A 19,285-nucleotide genomic window follows, 5' to 3' on the forward strand; every position below is an offset into this window, starting at 1 on the left:
ATAATGTCATTTAATACTTTTGGAAAGCTATTTCGTTTCACAACTTGGGGAGAGTCACATGGACCTGCAATTGGTTGTATTGTTGATGGTTGTCCTCCAAATATAAATCTTAAAGAGCAAGATATTCAAATAGAATTAGACAAAAGAAAACCAGGACAATCTAAATTTACAACTCAGAGAAAAGAGGATGACAAAGTTCAAATATTGTCAGGAGTATTTGAGGGTAAAACTACAGGAACACCTATTTCTCTCATAATCTACAACAAAGATATGAGATCCAAAGATTATAGTAATATTAAAGATAAGTTCAGACCAGGTCATGCAGACTTTACTTATTTTAAAAAATATGGAATTAGAGACTATAGAGGTGGTGGTAGATCTTCTGCTAGAGAAACTGCAGCAAGAGTTGCAGCCGGTGCAATAGCAAAAGTTGTACTTCAAAAAAAATTAGGTAAAAAATTTAAAGTAATTGGTGCAGTAACTCAGCTAGGAATTCTTGGATGTGATACAAATCAATGGAACGATAAAATAATTTCAAAAAATCCATTTTTTTGTCCAGATAAATCAATGATTAAATTATGGGAAAAATATTTGCTTGGTGTAAGAAAATCAGGATCCTCATGTGGAGCAGTGATTGAAATAAGAGCAAGAGGTATCCCGGTTGGTTTAGGTGCTCCAATTTACTCAAAATTGGATACTGACATAGCTTCAGGTCTAATGAGTATTAATGCAGTTAAGGGTGTAAATATTGGAGCAGGAATGAACTCAGCACAATTAAGTGGAGAACAAAATTCAGATGAAATTTCTTCAAAAGGAAATAAATTAAAATTCAATTCAAATAAAGCAGGTGGAATTCTTGGTGGAATTTCTACGGGCCAAGAAATTATTGCATCTTTTGCTGTAAAACCAACATCGTCAATTTTAACTAGTAGAAAAACTATAAATAAATTTGGGAAAAATACTTCAATATCTGTTAAAGGTAGACATGATCCTTGTGTAGGTATTAGAGCTGTACCAATTGGTGAAGCTATGATGAACTGTGTTTTACTTGACCACTACTTAATGAATAAAGCCCAATGTAGTTAGCCGAAATTAATTTTTCACAACTCTTATTGTTTCCTTTTGAAACAAAATATCAGCAATTTTCTTAGAAATTTGAGAACTGTTTAATCCAGCTTTATCGTACATTTTTTTTGGATCATCTTGTTCAATGAATTCATCTGGTAAAGTCAGTGATCTAAATTTTAAACCTTTATCAAATACTCCTCTCTCAGCTAATAAATTTTTAACATGAGAACTAAAACCACCTATTGATCCCTCTTCAATAGTTATCATAAGCTCATGTTCCTTAGCAGATTTTAGTATAAGTTCTTCGTCTAAAGGCTTAGCAAATCTGGCGTCTATCAAAGTTGTTGAAACTCCTTTTGCTTTTAATTCCTCTGCAGCTAACTTGCACTCTTCAAGTCGAGTACCGAGATTTAAAATACAAACTTGTGTCCCTTGTTGAACAACTCTCCCTTTACCAATTTCAATTTTTTCGTCTATTGATGGGAGATCAACACCTACTCCAGTTCCTCTTGGATATCTAATTGCAGAAGGTCTATCATTTATATCTACTGAAGTATTAATCATTTTAACTAGTTCAGCTTCATCACTTGCTGCCATTACTACAAAGTTAGGCAAAGTTGATAAATAAGTTATATCAAATGAACCAGCATGTGTTGATCCATCAGCACCAACTAATCCTGCTCTATCTATCGCGAATCTGACTGGTAAACTTTGGATGGCAACATCGTGGACAACTTGATCATATGCTCTCTGTAAAAATGTAGAATAAATTGCAGCATATGGTTTGTATCCTTCTGTAGCTAGACCGGCTGCAAAAGTTACAGCATGTTGTTCTGCTATTCCTACATCAAACATTCTATTTGGAAACTCCTTTCCAAAAATATCCATACCAGTCCCCCCTGGCATCGCTGCTGTTATTCCTACTATTTTGCTATCTTTTTTTGCATGTTTAACTAACGTGTTTGCAAATACTTTTGTATAAGCTGGAAGGTTTGATTTGCTCTTTACTTGTTCGCCAGTCTCAACATTAAACTTTGACACTCCATGATAATGATCATTTGCTTTTTCTGCATAAGAATAACCTTTTCCTTTTTGAGTTTTGATATGAATCATTATAGGACCCTCATGTCTTGATTCTTTTGCGTTTTTTAAAATTGGAACTAGGCTTGATAAATCATGACCATCTATAGGACCTGCATAATAAAAACCAAGCGAACTAAACAATGTACCTCCAGTAACTGCTGAACGGAAAAAATCCTCTGCTTTTCCTGCTTTAGCACTAAATCTTTTTGAAAATGCAGATGTAATTAACTTTAAAGTTTCTCTAAGACTAAAATATATTTTACCAGTAAATAATTTTGCCAAGTAAGTTCTCATTGCTCCAACTGGTTTTGCAATTGACATATCGTTATCATTTAAAATAACAATTATTTTTGTTTTAGATGCACCAGCATTATTCATGGCTTCATAAGCCATACCTGCGCTAATTGCTCCATCACCTATTACAGCTATTACATTGGAAGACTTGTTTTCTAATTTATTTGCCTCTGCAATTCCTAATGCAGATGAAATAGATGTTGAACTATGTGCTGCTCCAAATGGGTCATACTCACTTTCAGATCTTTTTGTAAAACCTGATAAACCATCGCCCTGTCGTAAAGTTCTAATTTTATCTTTTCTTCCAGTTAAAATTTTATGTGGGTAAGATTGATGGCCAACATCCCATATTAATTTATCATTTGGGGTATCAAAAACATAATGAAGTGCAACTGTCAATTCAACCACTCCCAAACCAGCACCAAGGTGACCTCCTGTTTCTGAAACAGCGCTTATCATTTCCTCCCTCACCTCATCTGCTACTTTTTGTAAATTTTCTTCAGAAACTTTTCTTAAATCAGATGGAAAGTTGATATTATTTAAAAATTGATAATTTTTTTTCATTTTTTTCTATTCAATATATAGCTTAATGTTTCATTTATATTTACAGTTCTTAAACCATATTTTCTTAAATTCTTATTAATATCTTTAATTATCTTATCACAATACTTAAGTGAGTCATCATAGCCTATTAAATTTATAAGTGTTGCCTTGCCTTTTTTTTGATCTTTTCCTGTTTTTTTTCCAGCTTCCTTAGAATTACTTTTTAGATCAATTAAATCATCAGCTATTTGGAATAATAGACCAATTTTTGATCCAATATTTTCAAAAAATTTAATTTCTTGGATTGTTTTTTTCTTAATTATTGCTGGAGCCGCACAACAAAAACTAAATAACATTCCAGTTTTTTTTATTTCCATTTCTAATATTTTATTCCTTGATATTTTCTTTCTCTCATAACTTAAATCTAAATATTGCCCGCCAGCTATTCCTAAATGTCCTGAACATTCTGATAATTTTTTGATTAGGTTGATCTTTATCTTTTCATTTAATTTCAATTTAGGACTTGATAAAATTTCAAAAGCTAAAGTCAGTAATGAATTTCCTGCTAGAACTGCTGTAGACTCACCAAATTTAATGTGAGCTGAAGGTTTTCCTCTTCTTATATCATCATCATCCATGCAGGGTAGATCATCATGAATAAGAGAATAAGCATGAATACATTCAACCGCCGAACCAACTATTATTAATGTTTTATAATCTATTGAAAATAATGACCCTAAGTCGATTAAGATTTTAGATCTTATTTTTTTTCCACCTGGAAACAAACCATACTTCATGGGTGGCATTAGCTGAGAATATTTCTGTGAATTAACATATTTTTTAAGGAAACTATTTGTATCCTTAGCTATTTTGTTAAGCTGTTTTTTCATTTTTTTTAGTTATCTCTTTAATCTTTTTATTTGTCTCTTCCCCAATAGATTTAAAATTTTTATGAAATTTCTTTTCAATAATATTATTTAATTTTAGAAGTTCTTGATAACTGTCAACTGAATTGTTTAAATCATTTTCCTTCTCTAGAGACTCTATTATGTTATTTGCTTTTTCCGTAAGCTCCTCAACTGAATACTGATCATAATCAAGTGGTAATATTTTATCTTTCATATAATAATAATTATTAATACATGAAATCTATTCAATCAAATATCAAAAAAGCAAAAAAATATTTAGATAATAATCATTGTGTTGCGGTACCAACAGAGACCGTTTATGGATTGGCTGCAAACGCTTACTCGAATAGTGCAGTTAAGAAAATATTTAGTCTTAAAAAAAGACCATTAAACAATCCTCTTATTGTCCATTATTACGATATTCAAAGACTTAAAGATGACTGTGATATAAATGATAATCTAATAAAACTTTACAAAAAATTTTCTCCAGGTCCAATAACTTTTGTTTTGAAATTAAAAAATAACTCAAAAATATCAAAATTTGTCACTAATAATAAAAAAAGTATTGCCGTACGTTTTCCTAAACATAAATTGTTAAGAAATTTATTAAAAAATTTAGATTATCCAGTAGCGGCACCCAGTGCAAATATATCTTCAAGATTAAGTTCCGTTAAACCGTCTGATGTAAAAGAAGAATTTGGTACAAAAATAAAATATATTTTAAATGGAGGAAAAAGTAAAATTGGAGTTGAGTCCACAATATTAAATCTTTTAGGAAAGCCTTCACTTTTAAGATATGGAGGCTTGGATACAAAAAAAATTGAAAATGTTTTAAAAATAAAATTATTAATTAATACAAATTCAAAAAAAAAATTATCACCTGGTTTATTTCCTCTGCATTACTCACCAGGGATACCTTTAAGAGTCAATGTTAAAAAACCAAAAAAAGATGAGGCTTATTTATTAATAAAAAAAAGAAAATCAAAATTAAAAAACTATTATTATTTATCTAAAGTAAAAAATATAAAGGAAGCTACAAAGAATTTATATTCAACTTTAAGAAAAATTAAAAACGATGGTTTTAAAAAGATTGCAGTTGAAACGATACCAAACAAAGGTCTTGGCAAAACAATTAACGATAGATTAAAGAGAGCCTCTAAATATTAATGACAAATTCTATTGAAGTAATCAATATATCAAAAAAATATAAAGATAAAGAAGCGGTAACTAATATAAATTTTAAAATTAATGAAAATGAAATGGTTGGTTTATTGGGACCTAATGGATGTGGAAAAACTACAACTATTGGAATGATTTTAGGATTATTAAAACCAAGTAGTGGCAAGGTTTTAATCAACGGAGAAAATATTGAAAAAAATAAAATCTCACTTCTTCATAAAATGAATTTTATTTCACCATATATTGAATTACCTAAAAAACTTAAAGTTAAACAAAATTTAATTGTTTATGGAAAATTATATAACATTCAAAATTTAAATGATCGAATAGATCACCTAGCAAATAAACTTAGATTAAAAGACCTTTTAAACAAAATTACTGGGGAACTTTCTTCCGGACAAAAAAATAGGGTAAGTCTTGCTAAAGCTTTAATAAATGATCCAACGGTACTTTTATTGGATGAACCCACTGCTTCTTTAGATCCTGAAACTGGAGATTTTGTAAGATCTTTTTTAGAGGATTACAAAAAGGAAAAAAAAATATCAGTTTTGCTTGCCTCTCATAATATGGAAGAAGTAAAAAGATTATGTAGTTCTGTTTTAATGATGAAAGACGGTTTAATAGTGGATAGAGGAACTCCTGAAGATTTAATAAATAAATATGGAAGACGAAATTTAGAGGAAGTATTTTTAGAAATTGTGAGAAAATAAAAATGAATTTAATTAGAATTTACGGTCTTTTTTTAAGACACTTTTATTTAATAACAAAATCATTTCCAAGAATATTAGATTTAATTTATTGGCCTTCAATTCAAATTACTCTTTGGGGATTTATTTCTAATTTTTTTGCAGCTCATAGCTCTTATTACAGTGGTGCTGTAGGAGTTATTCTTTCATGTGCAATTCTTTATGATTTTTTATTTAGAACCAGTATTGGGTTTAACATGTTATTTTTAGAGGAAATTTGGAGTAGAAATTTTACGAATCTGTTTATCGCCCCAATAAAAATTAGTGAAATAATTGTTTCTCTAATTTTCACAGCTTTAATCAGAGCATTAATTGGATTAATCCCCGCAATATTATTAACTTCTCCATTATTTGGTATCTCTTTATTAAAACTTGGTCTTCCTTTAGCTTTTCTTTTTTTGAGTCTTTACCTATTTGGAATAACACTGGGTTTACTTGTTTCTGCAGGATTATTGAGATTTGGACCATCTTTCGAGAATATTGCATGGTCAACTATGTTTTTATTGGCACCGTTTGGTTGTATATACTATCCAGTTGAAACATTACCAGAAATATTTCAATCAATCGCTTACGCATTGCCATTAGTTTATATTTTTGAAGAAACAAGAAACATTTTAATTAATGGAATAGTAAATTATGCAAACATTTTAAATGCAATATATCTTAATGGATTTTATCTTATTTTATCAATATATATTTTTTATTACTCATTTGATAAAGCCAGAGAAAAAGGGACGCTAATTAATATGGGTGAGTGAAAAAAATTTATATTTTATTTTAATGCATTAAAAATTAAGTCTTGACTAATAGGACCACCATAATATTTTTTGCAAACACCGCTGCTATGAACAGAGATATTTTTAGATATATTTATACAAAATTTCTCAATTGGAATATTATTTATTCTAAGATTAGCAACATGGTGAGACAAAAAAAATCTTATTTTATTCGATTGAAATTTTAAAATATGTTCAACAGTATATTTATATTTTTTCTTACTCTTGGAAAATTTTTGTAATAAAAAAAATGAAGAGATTTTGGTATCATAATTAATTGTTTTTTTAAAAAAAAGTTTTGTAAAAGTATCCTTGATTCCCATAGGTATATAATAAAAAAAACTTTTATTTTTAAAAATATTTAAACTATAATTTACACCTCCATCATCATAAGTAATTATGTCTTTTTTATTAATATATTTTGAATTAAATAGAAGTTTAATTAAATTTAAATTTCCAACACATATACTTAATTTTTTTGTTTTAAATATTTTTTTACCACTAATTAAAAATATTAAATTTTTAGAAGTATAAAATTTATCTATAGATTTAAAACAAATTTTATTATTAAAAGTTTTTTTGTTTATTCTAAAAATCTTATCTGCCTTAAATTCACTAAGATAATATGTTTGTTCAAATTTATCGCTATTAAATAAAGATCTTATTTTAAGTTTTTTTGAATTTTTAAAAAAATTAAAATATTTTTTTTTTTTGTATAAATATTTGTGCCTTTTTAGATTTATATAACCGCCCCAAATATTTGTATTTCCGCCTAAAATATTCAATTCATAAAAATTTTTACTTCTTGTTATATTTAGATTTTGTTTTTTTTTTGGAGTAAATATTATTGAATTTTTTGAAATTTGATCTCTTACAAATGCACTTAAGCCAGAACCAATTATGGAATGAGTTATAATTTTCATGCTATAAATAAATATATGCGAAAAATATTGATTATTGGCTCTAGTTATATCATCAAAAATACATTTAAAAAAAAGTTTTCAAATGATGAAATTAAATTTTGTGGATTCCGAAAATTATGGGATCTAAGAAATATTGAAAAATTTGATATTATTATAGCTTCTGGCTTTCATCGTGAGATTTTATATAAAAATAAAAATTACATAAATGAATATACAGATAAATACTATAATTTCATAAAATATCTAAGTGTTAACTGTGATCAACTATACTTAATATCAACATTTATACCTAATTATTTTAGTTTAAGTAGAATAGTTTTTTTTTACAGAAGTTTAATTTTAAAGTCATTATTAGATAAAAAAGTAAATATTATTTCATTTCCAAAAATTATTGAAAAAAATTTTGAAAAAAAAATATTTTTTATAGTACTAAAATTATTTAAAATAAAACTTACTAATCAAGATTATTTAATCAATAATACTGAAAAATTTTTTTTAAAAAGTTTACCTGATACTAGATTTTTTTTATTAAATATACCCCGTATAATGTTTGTTGAAAGATTAATTAGGTTACTAGATATTGATAAAAATTGATAAATTTATAAATTCAAGAACTGAAGATTTGGTGCGCCTGCTAGGAGTCGAACCCAGAACCTCCTGATCCGAAGTCAGGCGCTCTATCCAGTTGAGCTACAAGCGCATATAGTATTAGTATTATATTTTATGGAAAAAAACATTAATTTTATAGTTAAAGAGGATGAGAAGAATTTAAGGGTTGATGTTTTAATTAACAAAAGAGAAGAATTAATTAGTAGAACTAGAATTAAAAATTTAATTTTAAAAGAAAAATTAACACTAAATAATAAAATAATTAAAAGTCCGTCAAAAAAAGTCTCAATTGGTGATACTATAAGCCTTAAGATCCCAGATCCTGAAATAGCATCCCTTAAACCTTACAAATTTAAATTAGAAATAATATACGAAGATGATGATCTACTAGTAATTAATAAACCTGCCGGAATAATCATGCATCCAGGAGCTGGAAATTATGATAAAACAATTGTTAATGCATTGATGTATTATGATAAAGATTCTTTGTCAAATATAGGTGACGAGTTAAGACCTGGAATTGTTCATAGAATTGATAAAAACACATCTGGTTTAGTTGTAATAGCAAAAAACAATCAAACTCATGAAAATTTATCAAAACAATTTAGTGATCATACAATTATAAGAGAGTACCAACTTTTAATATGGGGAAAATTAAGACCATCTTCAGGAAGGATTGAAACATTTATAACTCGTAGTTCAAAAAATAGACAACTTATGGAAGTTAGTACCTCTAAAGGCAAGAAAGCGATAACAAATTATAAAACACTTGAAATTTTTGAAAATCAGAAAACACCAACTTTAAGTTTAGTTGAATGTAAATTAGAAACAGGAAGAACACATCAGATAAGAGTCCATATGAATTATAAAGGTAATAGTCTAGTTGGAGATGATAAATATAAAAAAAAATATAAAAAATTAAAAAATATTAATTTAGATATTCAAAATTCAATTACTAAATTAAATAGACAATTCCTGCATGCAAAAACATTGGGATTTATACATCCTCGTACTAAAAAAGAGATGATTTTTTCCTCACTTTTGCCAAAAGATCTAAATAATATTCTTAAAATGCTTAGAAACACTGAAGAATAAATTATTGAAAATTAGGTATAATTAATTAAATAAACAGTTCTATGAGTACAACAATGAGCAATAATCTGCCAACCCTTTCTAATGAGGGTGGACTATCAGCATATTTAGAGCAGATTAAAAAATTTCCGATGTTAGCTGCAGAAGAGGAATATATGTTAGCGAAAAATTGGAAAACGACTGGTAATATTAAAGCTGCAGAAAAACTAGTCACTAGTCACTTAAGATTAGTTGCAAAGATTGCTATGGGCTACAAAGGATATGGTTTGCCTATTAATGAAATGATTTCAGAGGGAAATGTAGGTCTTATGCAAGCTGTTAAGAAATTTGAACCAGAAAAAGGTTTTAGATTGGCAACTTATGCAATGTGGTGGATTAAGGCTTCTATTCAAGAATATATTTTAAGATCTTGGAGTCTTGTCAAAATTGGAACTACTACTGCTCAAAAAAAATTATTTTTTAATCTAAAGAAAATTAAAAATCAAATTTCTCCAGAAACTGAAGGTGACTTAAGAGATGAACACGTTGATCATATAGCTAATAAGCTCGATGTAAGTAAAGAAGAAGTCGTTTCAATGAATAGAAGACTTTCTGGGAAGGAGTTCTCGCTAAATGCTCAAGTTGGAGAAGATGGCGATGAATGGCAAGACTGGTTGGTTGATAAAGAACTTGATCATGACTTAAAATTTGCTCACCACGAGGAAATGGAACAAAGAAAAGATTTATTAAAAGACTCTATTAAAGTTCTTAACGATAGAGAAAGAGAAATTTTATACTCAAGAAGACTAAATGATGACCCAACTACACTAGAAGATTTAAGTAAAAAATATAAAATTAGCAGAGAAAGAGTTAGACAAATAGAAAATAAAGCATTTGAAAAACTCCAAAAGCATATGCTTCTTTTAGCTAAATCAAAAAATCTTTTACCTGCAAACTAAACTTCAAAAGGGTTTTCGATTAAAATAGTATCATCTCTTTCTGGGCTAGTTGAGACACTTGATACTTTTGCACCAATAAAATCTTCAACAGCAAAAATATATTTTTTTGCATTTTCAGGTAATGAATCCAGATTTTTAACTCCATTTGTAGAAACTTTCCAACCTGGAAAAGTTTCATAAATTGGTTTTATTTTTATTTGATCTTCTACAGCAGCGGGTAAATAATCTAATCTTTTACCATCAAGCTCATAAGCAACACACATTTTAATTTCATCTAATTCATCGAGCACATCTAATTTCGTTAAAGCGATACCATCAATCCCTGAAACTTTAATAGTTTGCCTTACCAAAACACCGTCAAACCATCCACATCTTCTTTTTCTACTTGTAACAGTTCCAAATTCTTTTCCACGTGTTCCTAAAAGTTCACCGATATCATCTGTTAACTCGGTAGGAAAAGGACCTTCCCCAACTCTTGTTGTATAAGCTTTTGTAATTCCAAGAACATAATTAATCGAATTAGGGCCACAACCAGTTCCTGTAGCTGCGCTTGAGGCAACAGTATTAGATGAAGTTACAAAAGGATAAGTTCCATGATCAACATCAAGCAAAATACCCTGGGCTCCTTCGAATAAAATTCTCTTTTTTTGTTTTTTAAATTGATCAATCTTTAGCCAAACTGGCTGAGAAAATTCTAATATTTTGTGTGCTATTTTAAGCAAGTCAGATTTAAGCTGATCTTTTTCAAAAATTTTTTTTCCTAGGCCTTTTCTAATTGCATTATGATGAACTAGTACAGAGTCAAGTCTTTGATCTAAATTTTTTTCAGATCTTAGATCCATAACTCTTATAGATCTTCTTCCAACTTTATCCTCATATGCTGGTCCAATTCCACGTCTTGTAGTTCCTATTTTGCTTTTTCCTGCTGCATCCTCTCTAATCTCATCCATTTCTCTATGAAAAGGCAAAATTAAATTTGCGGACTCAGAAATAATAAAATTATTTACATTTACTTCTACGCCTTTAGATTTTATTTCTTCTATTTCCTCTAATAGAGCCCATGGATCTACAACAACTCCGTTGCCAATAATTGATATTTTGCCTTTTCTAACTATTCCAGATGGTAATAATCTCAATTTATAAGTAACACCATCAATCACTAAAGTATGGCCAGCATTATGACCTCCTTGAAACCTTATTACTACATCAGCCTGTTCAGATAACCAATCAACAATTTTTCCTTTACCTTCGTCACCCCATTGAGATCCAACAACGACTATATTTTTCATTATTTAAATTTTCTGTTTACTTTTAAGGAAGTGAGATGGTTAATTGGGCCATGACCTTTTCCATATTTCGGGTTTGATTTAATTGCAGAATTTACATATTTAATTCCAAGCTCACAAGATTTCTTTACTGTTTTTCCACATGATAAAAAAGTTGTAACTGAGCTAGATAATGTACAACCTGTCCCATGAGTATTCTTTGTTTTGTGACGCTCGCTTTTGAAGATCTTTATGTCTTTTTTGTTTATTAAAATATCTATTACATTTTTATGTTTTAAATGACCACCTTTTATAAGTACATTTTTAGCTCCTAATTCTATAAGTTTATTAGCAGCAAAAATCATATCCTCTTTTGTTTTAATTGTTGTTTTAGTCAAAATTTCTGCCTCTGGAATATTGGGGGTAATTAGTGATACCTTTTTAATTAATTTTAATTTTAGTAATTGAATAGCTTTAGTATCTATTAGTTTAGCCCCTCCTTTAGCAACCATAACTGGATCTAATACGATTTTTTTAACTTTAATTACATCTAGAGCTTTCAGTACCATTCTAATAACCTCTGAAGAATGTAGCATACCAATTTTTATTGCATCAGGTTTTATATCTTTGCAACTATAAATAATTTGATTAAAAATTTCTTTCGGATTAATTCCAACAATTGATTTTACACCAGTGGTATTTTGAGAAGTAACTGCTGTTATTGCTGTCATTGCATAAGAACCTAGAGCAGTAACAGTTTTTATATCAGCTTGAATACCTGCTCCACCAGATGAATCAGATCCTGCAATAATTAAAATTTTAGAATTAGGTTTCAATTTATTTAATTTTTTTCGTAATCATGTTCACGCATTTATATAAAAGATCTTTATTTTCACTTTCTCCCATTACTCTTATTTTAGATTCTGTTCCTGATTTTCTAACTAAAATTCTTCCATTACCTTTGATTAATTTATCTGCATTTTTTATGATTTTTTTTATCTCCGGTTTATTAATTATATTTTTATCTTTAACCTCGATATTTTTTAAATGCTGAGGTGTTTTCTTAAATTGATCAAAAAATTCACTTGCCTTTTTTCCTTTTCTTAAAGCAAAAAGAGCTTCTAAAGCTACTAGCAAGCCATCTCCTGTGGTTGCAAATTTACCTAAAATAATATGTCCTGATTGTTCACCACCTAAATTAAAATTATATTTCTGCATTTTTTCTTTAACATATCTATCTCCAACATTTGCCCTTAAAAATTTTATTCCTTTTGATTTAAAATATTTTTCTAACCCATAATTTGACATTAATGTTCCAACAACTCCCCCTTTTAACATTTTTTTATTTTTCCATCTTGTTGCTAAAGCAGCTATAATTTGATCTCCATCTATTATATTACTTTTTTCATCACACATTATAATTCTGTCAGCATCTCCATCTAATGATATTCCAATATGTGCCTTATATTTTTTTACAGCAGATCTAATTTTTCTTGGAAAAGTTGATCCACAATTTTTATTAATATTTAAACCGTTTGGTTTAACACCTATTGCTATGACTTTAGCTCCTAATGATTTCAATAATTCAGGACCTGCCTTATAACCAGCACCATTTGCGCAATCGATTACTATTCTTAGTCCTCTTAAATTGAATTCTTTAGTGAAATTTTTTTTTAATATTTTAATATATTTTTTGGTACCTGTTTCTAATCTTTTAACTCTTCCTAATTTTTCAGAATGCGAAAGGTTTTTTGAGATTTTCTTATCTATAAGCCCCTCAATTTTTTTTTCTATTTTATCTGATAATTTCATTCCATCAGGACCAAACAATTTTAAACCATTGTCAAAATGTGGATTGTGAGAGGCAGTGATCATTATACCCATATTAGCCTTCATTTCTTTTGTAAGCATAGCCAACCCATTAGTTGGTAAGGGTCCTAGAGTATAAACATGCATGCCAGCTGAAGCTAAACCTGAAACAAGAGCTGGTTCAAGTGTATATCCTGACAATCTAGTATCTTTTGCAATTATTGCTGTTTGTTTTCTTTTTTTTTGTGATTTAAAGTATGTTCCGCTAGCAAGTCCAAATTTAAAGAACATATCTCCATTAATATATTTACTATTGACTGCTCCTCTTATTCCATCTGTTCCAAAATATTTTTTTGTCATTAATTTTTGACTATTTCGTTAAAAACTTTAATTCCTTGCTTAACTTCATTAACATCATGAATTCTTAAAATCTGAATTCCTTGCATTAAAAGATATATTGAAGAGGCCATAGTTCCACCGATCCTTGTTTTGCTATCATTTTTTTTTGATATATCTTTAATAAATCTTTTTCTTGAATTCCCTACTAGTATAGGAAAACCTAATGAATGAAAAATAGAAACACCTCTTATAAGATTCATATTATGTTTCAAATTTTTTCCAAATCCAATTCCAGGATCTAAAATTATATTATTGTGTTTAATACCCTTGGACCTTATTAACTTAATCTTATCTTCAAAATAATCATATATATCTAATAATTCATTTTTATATTTCGCCTTCTTTTGCATATTTTCTGGTGTTCCAACTGAATGCTGTATTACAAATGGAATTTTATACTTTTTTATAATGCTTATTGTATTGGGATCATAACTTAACCCTGAAACATCATTAATCAGTTTAACTCCCATCCTAATACCATTTTCCATAATTCTAGACTTTCTTGTGTCTAAAGATATTGGTATTTTTTTTACAATTAATTTTAATATCTTATTAATTCTATTCCATTCTTGCTTTTCATTTACAGGCTTCGATCCTGGTCTTGTAGACTCTCCACCAACATCTATTATAGATGCACCACTTTTGAACAAACTAATAGCATGAGTGATACCCTTATTTTTTTTATTAAATTTTCCTCCGTCTGAAAAACTGTCAGGTGTAAGATTTAATACTCCTAAAATATTTGGAATTTTTTTAAAATTAAAATTAGAAAAATTTGTTTTTTTTGAATTTATTTTTTTAATATCAGCATTTATTTTTTTTTTTAAGTTAATTGGTAATTTCTTGACTTGATTTATAGAAATTCTTCTTATATTTTTTCTTGTAATAATCTCAACATGGTCAAAAGATATTTCTTTAATCTGATGTAACGGAATGGATTTTTTTTTATTTACTAAAATTTTTGATTGATTTCCAAAGTAAAAATTACACGCTCTTGTGTAATATCTTTGCATTATTTATTAATGAACAATTTTAGGTTTCAAACCCATAGCACCCAGGGCTGAGTCTTGATCATCTTTTATTTCTGGATTATCTAAAACTTTATCTTTAGGATATAAATTTTTATTAATTATATTCTCTATTTCTTCACCAGTTAATGTTTCGTATGTTATTAAGGCTTTAGCGATTTTATGTAAGTCATCTATTTTTTCTGTCAAAATTTTCTTAGCTTGGTTATATCCTTCATCAACAAGTTTTCTTATTTCTTTATCAATTTTTTGAGCAACTTCCTCTGAAACAGATTGAGTTTGCGTAACCGATCTTCCTAAAAACACTTCCTCTTGATTTTCTCCATATTCCACTGGGCCCATTTCCTCGCTCATACCATATTTTGTCACCATGGCTCTTGCAAGTTGTGTAGCTTGGTTAATATCTGAACCACTTCCACCACCTGCGCCTGTAGATATATTGTCTTTTCCAAAAATTAATTCTTCAGCAACTCTTCCTCCAAAACAAACTGCCAATCTTGCTTTTAAATATTTTATTGAGTAACCATGCTTATCTCTCTCTGGTAAATTCATCACCATTCCAAGTGCTCTTCCTCTTGGTATAATAGTTGCTTTATGTATTGGATCATAGCTTGGCATATTGAACGATACTAAAGCATGACCTCCTTCATGATATGCTGTAAGTTTTTTCTCATCTTCAGTCATAACCATTGAACGTCTTTCAGCACCCATCATTACTTTATCTTTTGCTTCTTCGAATTCTAATAATGTTACAATTCTTTTATTTTTTCTTGCTGCTAACAAAGCTGCTTCATTAACAAGATTTGCAAGATCAGCTCCTGAAAAACCTGGTGTTCCTCTTGCTATTGTTCTTAAATTGACATCTGGTGCCATTTTTATTTTTTTCACATGAACTTTTAAGATTTTTTCTCTTCCAATAATGTCTGGGTTTGAAACCACTACCTGTCTATCAAATCTTCCTGGTCGCAATAAAGCCGGATCAAGCACATCTGGTCTGTTTGTTGCAGCAATAATAATAACACCTTCATTAGTGTCAAAACCATCCATTTCAACTAATAACTGATTTAATGTTTGTTCTCTTTCATCATTTCCACCACCTAAACCAGCTCCTCTACTTCTTCCAACAGCATCAATTTCATCAATAAAAATTATACATGGAGAATTTTTTTTACCCTGCTCAAACATATCCCTTACTCTAGAGGCCCCTACTCCAACGAACATCTCTACAAAATCAGAACCTGAAATTGTGAAGAATGGAACACCCGCTTCACCTGCAATAGCTCTAGCTAATAAAGTTTTACCTGTACCTGGAGGACCAACAAGCAAAGCACCTCTTGGAATTTTTCCACCTAACCTGCTAAATTTTTTTGGATCTTTTAAAAATTCTACTATTTCTTCTACTTCTTCTTTAGCTTCCTCTACACCAGCAACATCGTTAAACGTAACTTTGCCTTTTAGTTCGTTCATCATTTTTGCTTTTGATTTCCCAAAACCCATCGCTCCACCTTTTCCACCTTGCATTTGTCTCATAAAGAAAATCCATACTGCAATAAGCAGTAACATAGGAAACCATGATAAGAGCACACCAAACAACGAAGGCATTTTTTCCTCTAGAGGTGCTGCTGAAATACTTACACCTTTATCTGATAATTTTTCTATTAGATTTGGATCATTAGGAGCATAGGTTGAAAAAGAATTTCCATTTGAATAAACACCTTTAATGTTATTTCCTTGGATCTCAACTTTTAGAACCTCACCATTTTCAACTGAATTTAAAAAATCTGAAAATATTATTTGATTTCCACCTCTGATATTAGACTGAGGATTTTTAAACATGTTATAAAGACCTATAGTTAAAAAAACTATAATTCCCCACATTGCCAGATTTTTTAAATTCATGAGTTTAAAATAAGAATTATTATTAAATTAACAAGTGGCAAAATATCAGTTATTTCATCAACTTTAACGCTCTTTTGATACTAAAACTGAGTTATTAACCTTTTTTATTACACAGTTTCCTAAAGTGGTCATAAATGAGTTATCATTTTTAATTCTATAAATTAAGTTATCAATTTTTTTTCCTCGTACTGGGTAGTATTTTTTACCAACAGCTTTTAACACTTCTGTTAGAGACCTGAAAACTACTTCTTCTGGTTGAAGAAAAAAATTTTTATTCAAAATAACAAACTTATTAATATTTGTAATTGTTGAATTGTCTTTTAAATTTTTTTCTACAAAGTATTTGATTGACTCGTTGGCAAATTTTAAATTTTTAATCGTTAGATTAAATTTATCATTATCCAATCCCTCTAATTCCAAGTTTTTTATAAAATTTCTAATTTTTACTCTTTTAAATTCATCATTTTTATTCGAGGGATCTTCAACATAATTTTTAAAAACTTTTTTAGTAGTATGTTCTAAATTTTTTTTAGAAAATTTTAACAAAGGCCTTATCAAATTAATATTTGATAAGTTGGTTCTTTGATCAAATGACACCATACCATTTAAACCACTGCCTCTTAAAATTCTAATAAAAAAATTCTCTATTAAATCATCGTTATGATGACCTAATAAAATATTATTTATTTTTAATTTTTTTGCCTTATTGATAATCAGTGCATATCTTTTATCTCTTGCAATAGATTGGATGTTGCTTTTTGGTTTTTTTCCAACCCAGGTTAAAATCTCAAGATTAGTAGACAATTTTTTTAGAAGCAATTTTAAAAATTTTGCCTCTTTTGTTGAATTATTTCTAAGTTTATGATCAACATGCAAATATTTTACTTTTAGATCTTTTTTAATCGAATAAATTTTTGATAAAAAACATAAAGCTAGACTGTCTGGTCCACCAGAAACCGCAACTATAAAATCTTCTTTTAATTTAAGATTTTTTTCAAATTTTTTGTAAATTTTAGAAGTTTGTTTATCTTTTAATTGATTTAATAAAAACTTATGAGTCTTGTTTGATGCATTCAAATTTTTTGGACTCATATTTTGCTTTTTGTATTACAGACTGATTTGCATTAGGATATTGTAATTCTACACCATTTATCATTTTACATCCTTGGTCTTTTTCACCAATTTGAACCATTGATACTCCAAGTTTTAATAGATTAATTGGAGCTTTTTTTCCTTTAGGATATTTTTGGTAACCTTCTAAATAAGCAGAAGCTGCATCTGTGTATAATTGTCTAATTCTGAATGTTTCTGCATACCAGTATTGTGCACTACCCGCTAACTCATGATCAGGGTTAGATAGAACAAATTCTCTAAAAGCTCTTTCCGCTGTACTGTAGTCTCCAACTTTTAAAAAACTTGTTGCAAATTCATATTGCTCCACAGGGTTTAAATCTTGAGGAAGTATTTTTTCTTCAGATTGAAAAGTTTCTGTTACAATTGAAGCTGTAGTATCAACAGATTGAATTTGTTGTGAAGTTTCGTTTGTCTCTGTATCTTTATATGAAATTGTTCCTAAATCTTGGGGCTGAGAACTACCAGGTAAAACTTTTTGTTCATCAGTCTTAGGTTTTGAGCTTAATTGATTTTCTACGCTACTTATATTTCCAGAGCTAATGTTTGTCTCTATATCTTGAAATCTTATTTGGTTATCTGCTTGAATTTTTGAAACACGGGTAGATAATTTATCCAACTTAAAATTTATTTCTTCAAATTTATTAGTAAGTTCTCTAAACTGATCCTCAACTTCTGACAATTTTAATAGATGTCTAGTTAAAACATCTTCTGAGTTTTGGTCCAAGTTTGAAACTGAACTATCATTAGTACTTGCTTTCACTTCTATAGATCCAGAATAAACCGCTCTTTCAAGAGTTTTAAGATCATTTTTTATTATTTCTAATGTTTCATAAATATTATGGTTATCTGCAAAAGAAATATTAATAAAAACGAAATTTAAGATTAAAAATAATTTTAAAATTACTAATTTAAATATGAGTATCATTTAAATTAGATTTATGATTATAAAAATGGCAAAAAAAAGACCCTAAATCCAATAAAGGTTTTAGGGTCTTAAATTTTAAATTATTAATTTGCTTTAACAGTTACTGATCTTCTGTTTTTTGACCAAGCTAATGGGTTTGAACCAGAATCAACTGGTCTCTCTTTACCATAACTTAAAACAGTTATTCTGTCAGATGAAATACCATAAGTCATTAAATAATCTTTAGCTGCGTTAGCTCTTCTTTCACCAAGCGCTAAGTTATATTCTCTAGTTCCTCTTTCATCAGCGTGTCCTTCAAGCACTACATTGATGCTTGGATTTTTTCTTAACCAACCAGCTTGTGCTCTTAAAGTTTCTCTTGAAGCTGTTGTTAAAATAGACTCGTTTGTTGCAAAGAATACTCTGTCTGGAACACCGTCTGCAAGATATTCAACCGTATCTGTTCCAGTGTAAACATCACCTTGCATTTGACCTTGAACATTTGAAACTTCTTTTTTTGTTGCACAGGCTGTAAGTGCTAAACAAGCCATTAACACTAAAAGTGTGTTTTTTAAAATTTTGTTTAATCTCATTAAATTGCTCCTTGCTGCTAATTTCAATTTCTTAACTTTTTCACAACTAAATAGAGGTTTCAAGTATAAAAATCAAGAAATTTACAAAAATTAAT

The 19,285-nt window shown here is 28.8% G+C and carries 19 protein-coding genes and 1 tRNA gene; 7 read left to right on the forward strand and 13 right to left on the reverse strand.

What is annotated here, in order from left to right; genetic code table 11:
* Positions 1-3: 3 nt before the first annotated feature.
* Complete coding sequence (aroC, locus tag DT059_RS01325) at positions 4-1,086, forward strand: chorismate synthase (protein WP_145596107.1); 1,083 nt, start codon at positions 4-6, stop codon at positions 1,084-1,086.
* Between the two features lie 6 nt (positions 1,087-1,092).
* On the opposite strand, the gene dxs is transcribed toward aroC, so the two are convergent.
* From dxs to DT059_RS01340, 3 genes are read right to left on the reverse strand one after another with little or no spacing between them, the layout of a single operon-like run.
* Positions 1,093-3,009 carry a 1-deoxy-D-xylulose-5-phosphate synthase gene (dxs, locus tag DT059_RS01330; RefSeq protein WP_145596109.1) on the reverse strand — a complete coding sequence of 639 codons (1,917 nt, stop codon included), beginning with the start codon at positions 3,007-3,009 and terminating at the stop codon, positions 1,093-1,095.
* Complete coding sequence (locus tag DT059_RS01335) at positions 3,006-3,878, reverse strand: polyprenyl synthetase family protein (RefSeq protein WP_145596110.1); 873 nt, start codon at positions 3,876-3,878, stop codon at positions 3,006-3,008. Before DT059_RS01335 ends, dxs begins: the two co-directional genes overlap by 4 nt.
* Complete coding sequence (locus DT059_RS01340; RefSeq protein ID WP_145596111.1) at positions 3,862-4,110, reverse strand: DUF3450 domain-containing protein; 249 nt, start codon at positions 4,108-4,110, stop codon at positions 3,862-3,864. The genes DT059_RS01335 and DT059_RS01340 overlap by 17 nt, the downstream gene beginning before the upstream one ends.
* 20 nt (positions 4,111-4,130) lie before the next feature.
* Here DT059_RS01340 and DT059_RS01345 point away from each other — a divergent pair, with 20 nt between their 5' ends.
* The 3 genes from DT059_RS01345 to DT059_RS01355 are packed head-to-tail and all read left to right on the forward strand — an operon-like array spanning position 4,131 to position 6,579.
* The gene (locus DT059_RS01345) at positions 4,131-5,063 is read left to right on the forward strand and encodes an L-threonylcarbamoyladenylate synthase (RefSeq protein ID WP_145596113.1); all 933 of its coding nucleotides are present in this window, start codon (positions 4,131-4,133) and stop codon (positions 5,061-5,063) included.
* Positions 5,063-5,785 (forward strand): ABC transporter ATP-binding protein, encoded by a 723-nt coding sequence (locus DT059_RS01350; protein WP_145596114.1) that lies wholly within the window; start codon positions 5,063-5,065, stop codon positions 5,783-5,785. The genes DT059_RS01345 and DT059_RS01350 overlap by 1 nt, the downstream gene beginning before the upstream one ends.
* A gap of 2 nt (positions 5,786-5,787) precedes the next feature.
* Positions 5,788-6,579, forward strand: a complete 792-nt coding sequence (locus DT059_RS01355) for an ABC transporter permease (RefSeq protein ID WP_145596116.1) — start codon at positions 5,788-5,790, stop codon at positions 6,577-6,579.
* 14 nt (positions 6,580-6,593) lie between these two features.
* Here the strand turns inward: DT059_RS01355 and DT059_RS01360 are convergent, their stop codons facing one another.
* A complete protein-coding gene (locus tag DT059_RS01360) occupies positions 6,594-7,520 on the reverse strand; it encodes a hypothetical protein (RefSeq protein ID WP_145596117.1) in 927 nt (308 codons plus the stop codon).
* Between DT059_RS01360 and DT059_RS01365 the strand changes: the two genes are divergently transcribed.
* The gene (locus tag DT059_RS01365; RefSeq protein WP_145596119.1) at positions 7,503-8,114 is read left to right on the forward strand and encodes a hypothetical protein; all 612 of its coding nucleotides are present in this window, start codon (positions 7,503-7,505) and stop codon (positions 8,112-8,114) included. The genes DT059_RS01360 and DT059_RS01365 overlap by 18 nt on opposite strands.
* Before the next feature lie 29 nt (positions 8,115-8,143).
* On the opposite strand, the gene DT059_RS01370 is transcribed toward DT059_RS01365, so the two are convergent.
* Positions 8,144-8,220: transfer RNA gene (locus DT059_RS01370), tRNA-Arg, on the reverse strand.
* A 23-nt stretch (positions 8,221-8,243) separates the two neighbouring features.
* Between DT059_RS01370 and DT059_RS01375 the strand changes: the two genes are divergently transcribed.
* The gene (locus DT059_RS01375; RefSeq protein ID WP_145596120.1) at positions 8,244-9,224 is read left to right on the forward strand and encodes an RluA family pseudouridine synthase; all 981 of its coding nucleotides are present in this window, start codon (positions 8,244-8,246) and stop codon (positions 9,222-9,224) included.
* Positions 9,225-9,277: 53 nt separating this feature from the next.
* Positions 9,278-10,159: an RNA polymerase sigma factor RpoH gene (rpoH, locus tag DT059_RS01380; protein WP_080675012.1), complete on the forward strand. Its 882-nt coding sequence runs from the start codon at positions 9,278-9,280 to the stop codon at positions 10,157-10,159.
* On the opposite strand, the gene DT059_RS01385 is transcribed toward rpoH, so the two are convergent.
* From DT059_RS01385 to pal, 8 genes are all read right to left on the reverse strand, one after another.
* Positions 10,156-11,448, reverse strand: coding sequence for an adenylosuccinate synthase (locus tag DT059_RS01385; RefSeq protein ID WP_145596122.1), 1,293 nt, complete (start codon positions 11,446-11,448; stop codon positions 10,156-10,158). The two genes, rpoH and DT059_RS01385, sit on opposite strands and share 4 nt — an antisense overlap.
* Positions 11,448-12,260 carry a bifunctional hydroxymethylpyrimidine kinase/phosphomethylpyrimidine kinase gene (gene thiD, locus DT059_RS01390; protein WP_145596123.1) on the reverse strand — a complete coding sequence of 271 codons (813 nt, stop codon included), beginning with the start codon at positions 12,258-12,260 and terminating at the stop codon, positions 11,448-11,450. The genes DT059_RS01385 and thiD overlap by 1 nt, the downstream gene beginning before the upstream one ends.
* Position 12,261: 1 nt before the next feature.
* Complete coding sequence (gene glmM / locus DT059_RS01395; protein WP_145596125.1) at positions 12,262-13,593, reverse strand: phosphoglucosamine mutase; 1,332 nt, start codon at positions 13,591-13,593, stop codon at positions 12,262-12,264.
* Positions 13,593-14,645 carry a dihydropteroate synthase gene (gene folP / locus DT059_RS01400; RefSeq protein WP_145596126.1) on the reverse strand — a complete coding sequence of 351 codons (1,053 nt, stop codon included), beginning with the start codon at positions 14,643-14,645 and terminating at the stop codon, positions 13,593-13,595. The genes glmM and folP overlap by 1 nt, the downstream gene beginning before the upstream one ends.
* Positions 14,646-14,651: 6 nt before the next feature.
* Complete coding sequence (gene ftsH, locus DT059_RS01405; RefSeq protein ID WP_145596127.1) at positions 14,652-16,559, reverse strand: ATP-dependent zinc metalloprotease FtsH; 1,908 nt, start codon at positions 16,557-16,559, stop codon at positions 14,652-14,654.
* A 63-nt stretch (positions 16,560-16,622) separates the two neighbouring features.
* Complete coding sequence (gene tilS / locus DT059_RS01410; protein ID WP_145596129.1) at positions 16,623-17,651, reverse strand: tRNA lysidine(34) synthetase TilS; 1,029 nt, start codon at positions 17,649-17,651, stop codon at positions 16,623-16,625.
* Positions 17,611-18,618, reverse strand: a complete 1,008-nt coding sequence (gene ybgF, locus DT059_RS01415) for a tol-pal system protein YbgF (protein ID WP_145596130.1) — start codon at positions 18,616-18,618, stop codon at positions 17,611-17,613. Before ybgF ends, tilS begins: the two co-directional genes overlap by 41 nt.
* An 83-nt stretch (positions 18,619-18,701) precedes the next feature.
* A complete protein-coding gene (gene pal / locus DT059_RS01420) occupies positions 18,702-19,190 on the reverse strand; it encodes a peptidoglycan-associated lipoprotein Pal (protein ID WP_102133214.1) in 489 nt (162 codons plus the stop codon).
* Positions 19,191-19,285: the final 95 nt, after the last annotated feature.

This window comes from Candidatus Pelagibacter sp. FZCC0015, assembly GCF_007833635.1.
GTDB lineage: Bacteria > Pseudomonadota > Alphaproteobacteria > Pelagibacterales > Pelagibacteraceae > Pelagibacter.

Excerpts from the sequence above, each read along its gene's own strand:
- aroC (WP_145596107.1), top strand. The coding sequence starts at position 4 with ATGTCATTTAATACTTTTGGAAAGCTATTTCGTTTCACAACTTGGGGA.
- DT059_RS01340 (WP_145596111.1), bottom strand. The coding sequence starts at position 4,110 with ATGAAAGATAAAATATTACCACTTGATTATGATCAGTATTCAGTTGAG.
- dxs (WP_145596109.1), bottom strand. The coding sequence starts at position 3,009 with ATGAAAAAAAATTATCAATTTTTAAATAATATCAACTTTCCATCTGAT.
- DT059_RS01350 (WP_145596114.1), top strand. The coding sequence starts at position 5,063 with ATGACAAATTCTATTGAAGTAATCAATATATCAAAAAAATATAAAGAT.
- tilS (WP_145596129.1), bottom strand. The coding sequence starts at position 17,651 with ATGAGTCCAAAAAATTTGAATGCATCAAACAAGACTCATAAGTTTTTA.
- DT059_RS01365 (WP_145596119.1), top strand. The coding sequence starts at position 7,503 with ATGAGTTATAATTTTCATGCTATAAATAAATATATGCGAAAAATATTG.
- DT059_RS01345 (WP_145596113.1), top strand. The coding sequence starts at position 4,131 with ATGAAATCTATTCAATCAAATATCAAAAAAGCAAAAAAATATTTAGAT.
- ftsH (WP_145596127.1), bottom strand. The coding sequence starts at position 16,559 with ATGAATTTAAAAAATCTGGCAATGTGGGGAATTATAGTTTTTTTAACT.
- pal (WP_102133214.1), bottom strand. The coding sequence starts at position 19,190 with ATGAGATTAAACAAAATTTTAAAAAACACACTTTTAGTGTTAATGGCT.
- DT059_RS01375 (WP_145596120.1), top strand. The coding sequence starts at position 8,244 with ATGGAAAAAAACATTAATTTTATAGTTAAAGAGGATGAGAAGAATTTA.
- ybgF (WP_145596130.1), bottom strand. The coding sequence starts at position 18,618 with ATGATACTCATATTTAAATTAGTAATTTTAAAATTATTTTTAATCTTA.
- DT059_RS01385 (WP_145596122.1), bottom strand. The coding sequence starts at position 11,448 with ATGAAAAATATAGTCGTTGTTGGATCTCAATGGGGTGACGAAGGTAAA.
- folP (WP_145596126.1), bottom strand. The coding sequence starts at position 14,645 with ATGCAAAGATATTACACAAGAGCGTGTAATTTTTACTTTGGAAATCAA.
- DT059_RS01360 (WP_145596117.1), bottom strand. The coding sequence starts at position 7,520 with ATGAAAATTATAACTCATTCCATAATTGGTTCTGGCTTAAGTGCATTT.
- glmM (WP_145596125.1), bottom strand. The coding sequence starts at position 13,593 with ATGACAAAAAAATATTTTGGAACAGATGGAATAAGAGGAGCAGTCAAT.
- DT059_RS01355 (WP_145596116.1), top strand. The coding sequence starts at position 5,788 with ATGAATTTAATTAGAATTTACGGTCTTTTTTTAAGACACTTTTATTTA.
- DT059_RS01335 (WP_145596110.1), bottom strand. The coding sequence starts at position 3,878 with ATGAAAAAACAGCTTAACAAAATAGCTAAGGATACAAATAGTTTCCTT.
- rpoH (WP_080675012.1), top strand. The coding sequence starts at position 9,278 with ATGAGCAATAATCTGCCAACCCTTTCTAATGAGGGTGGACTATCAGCA.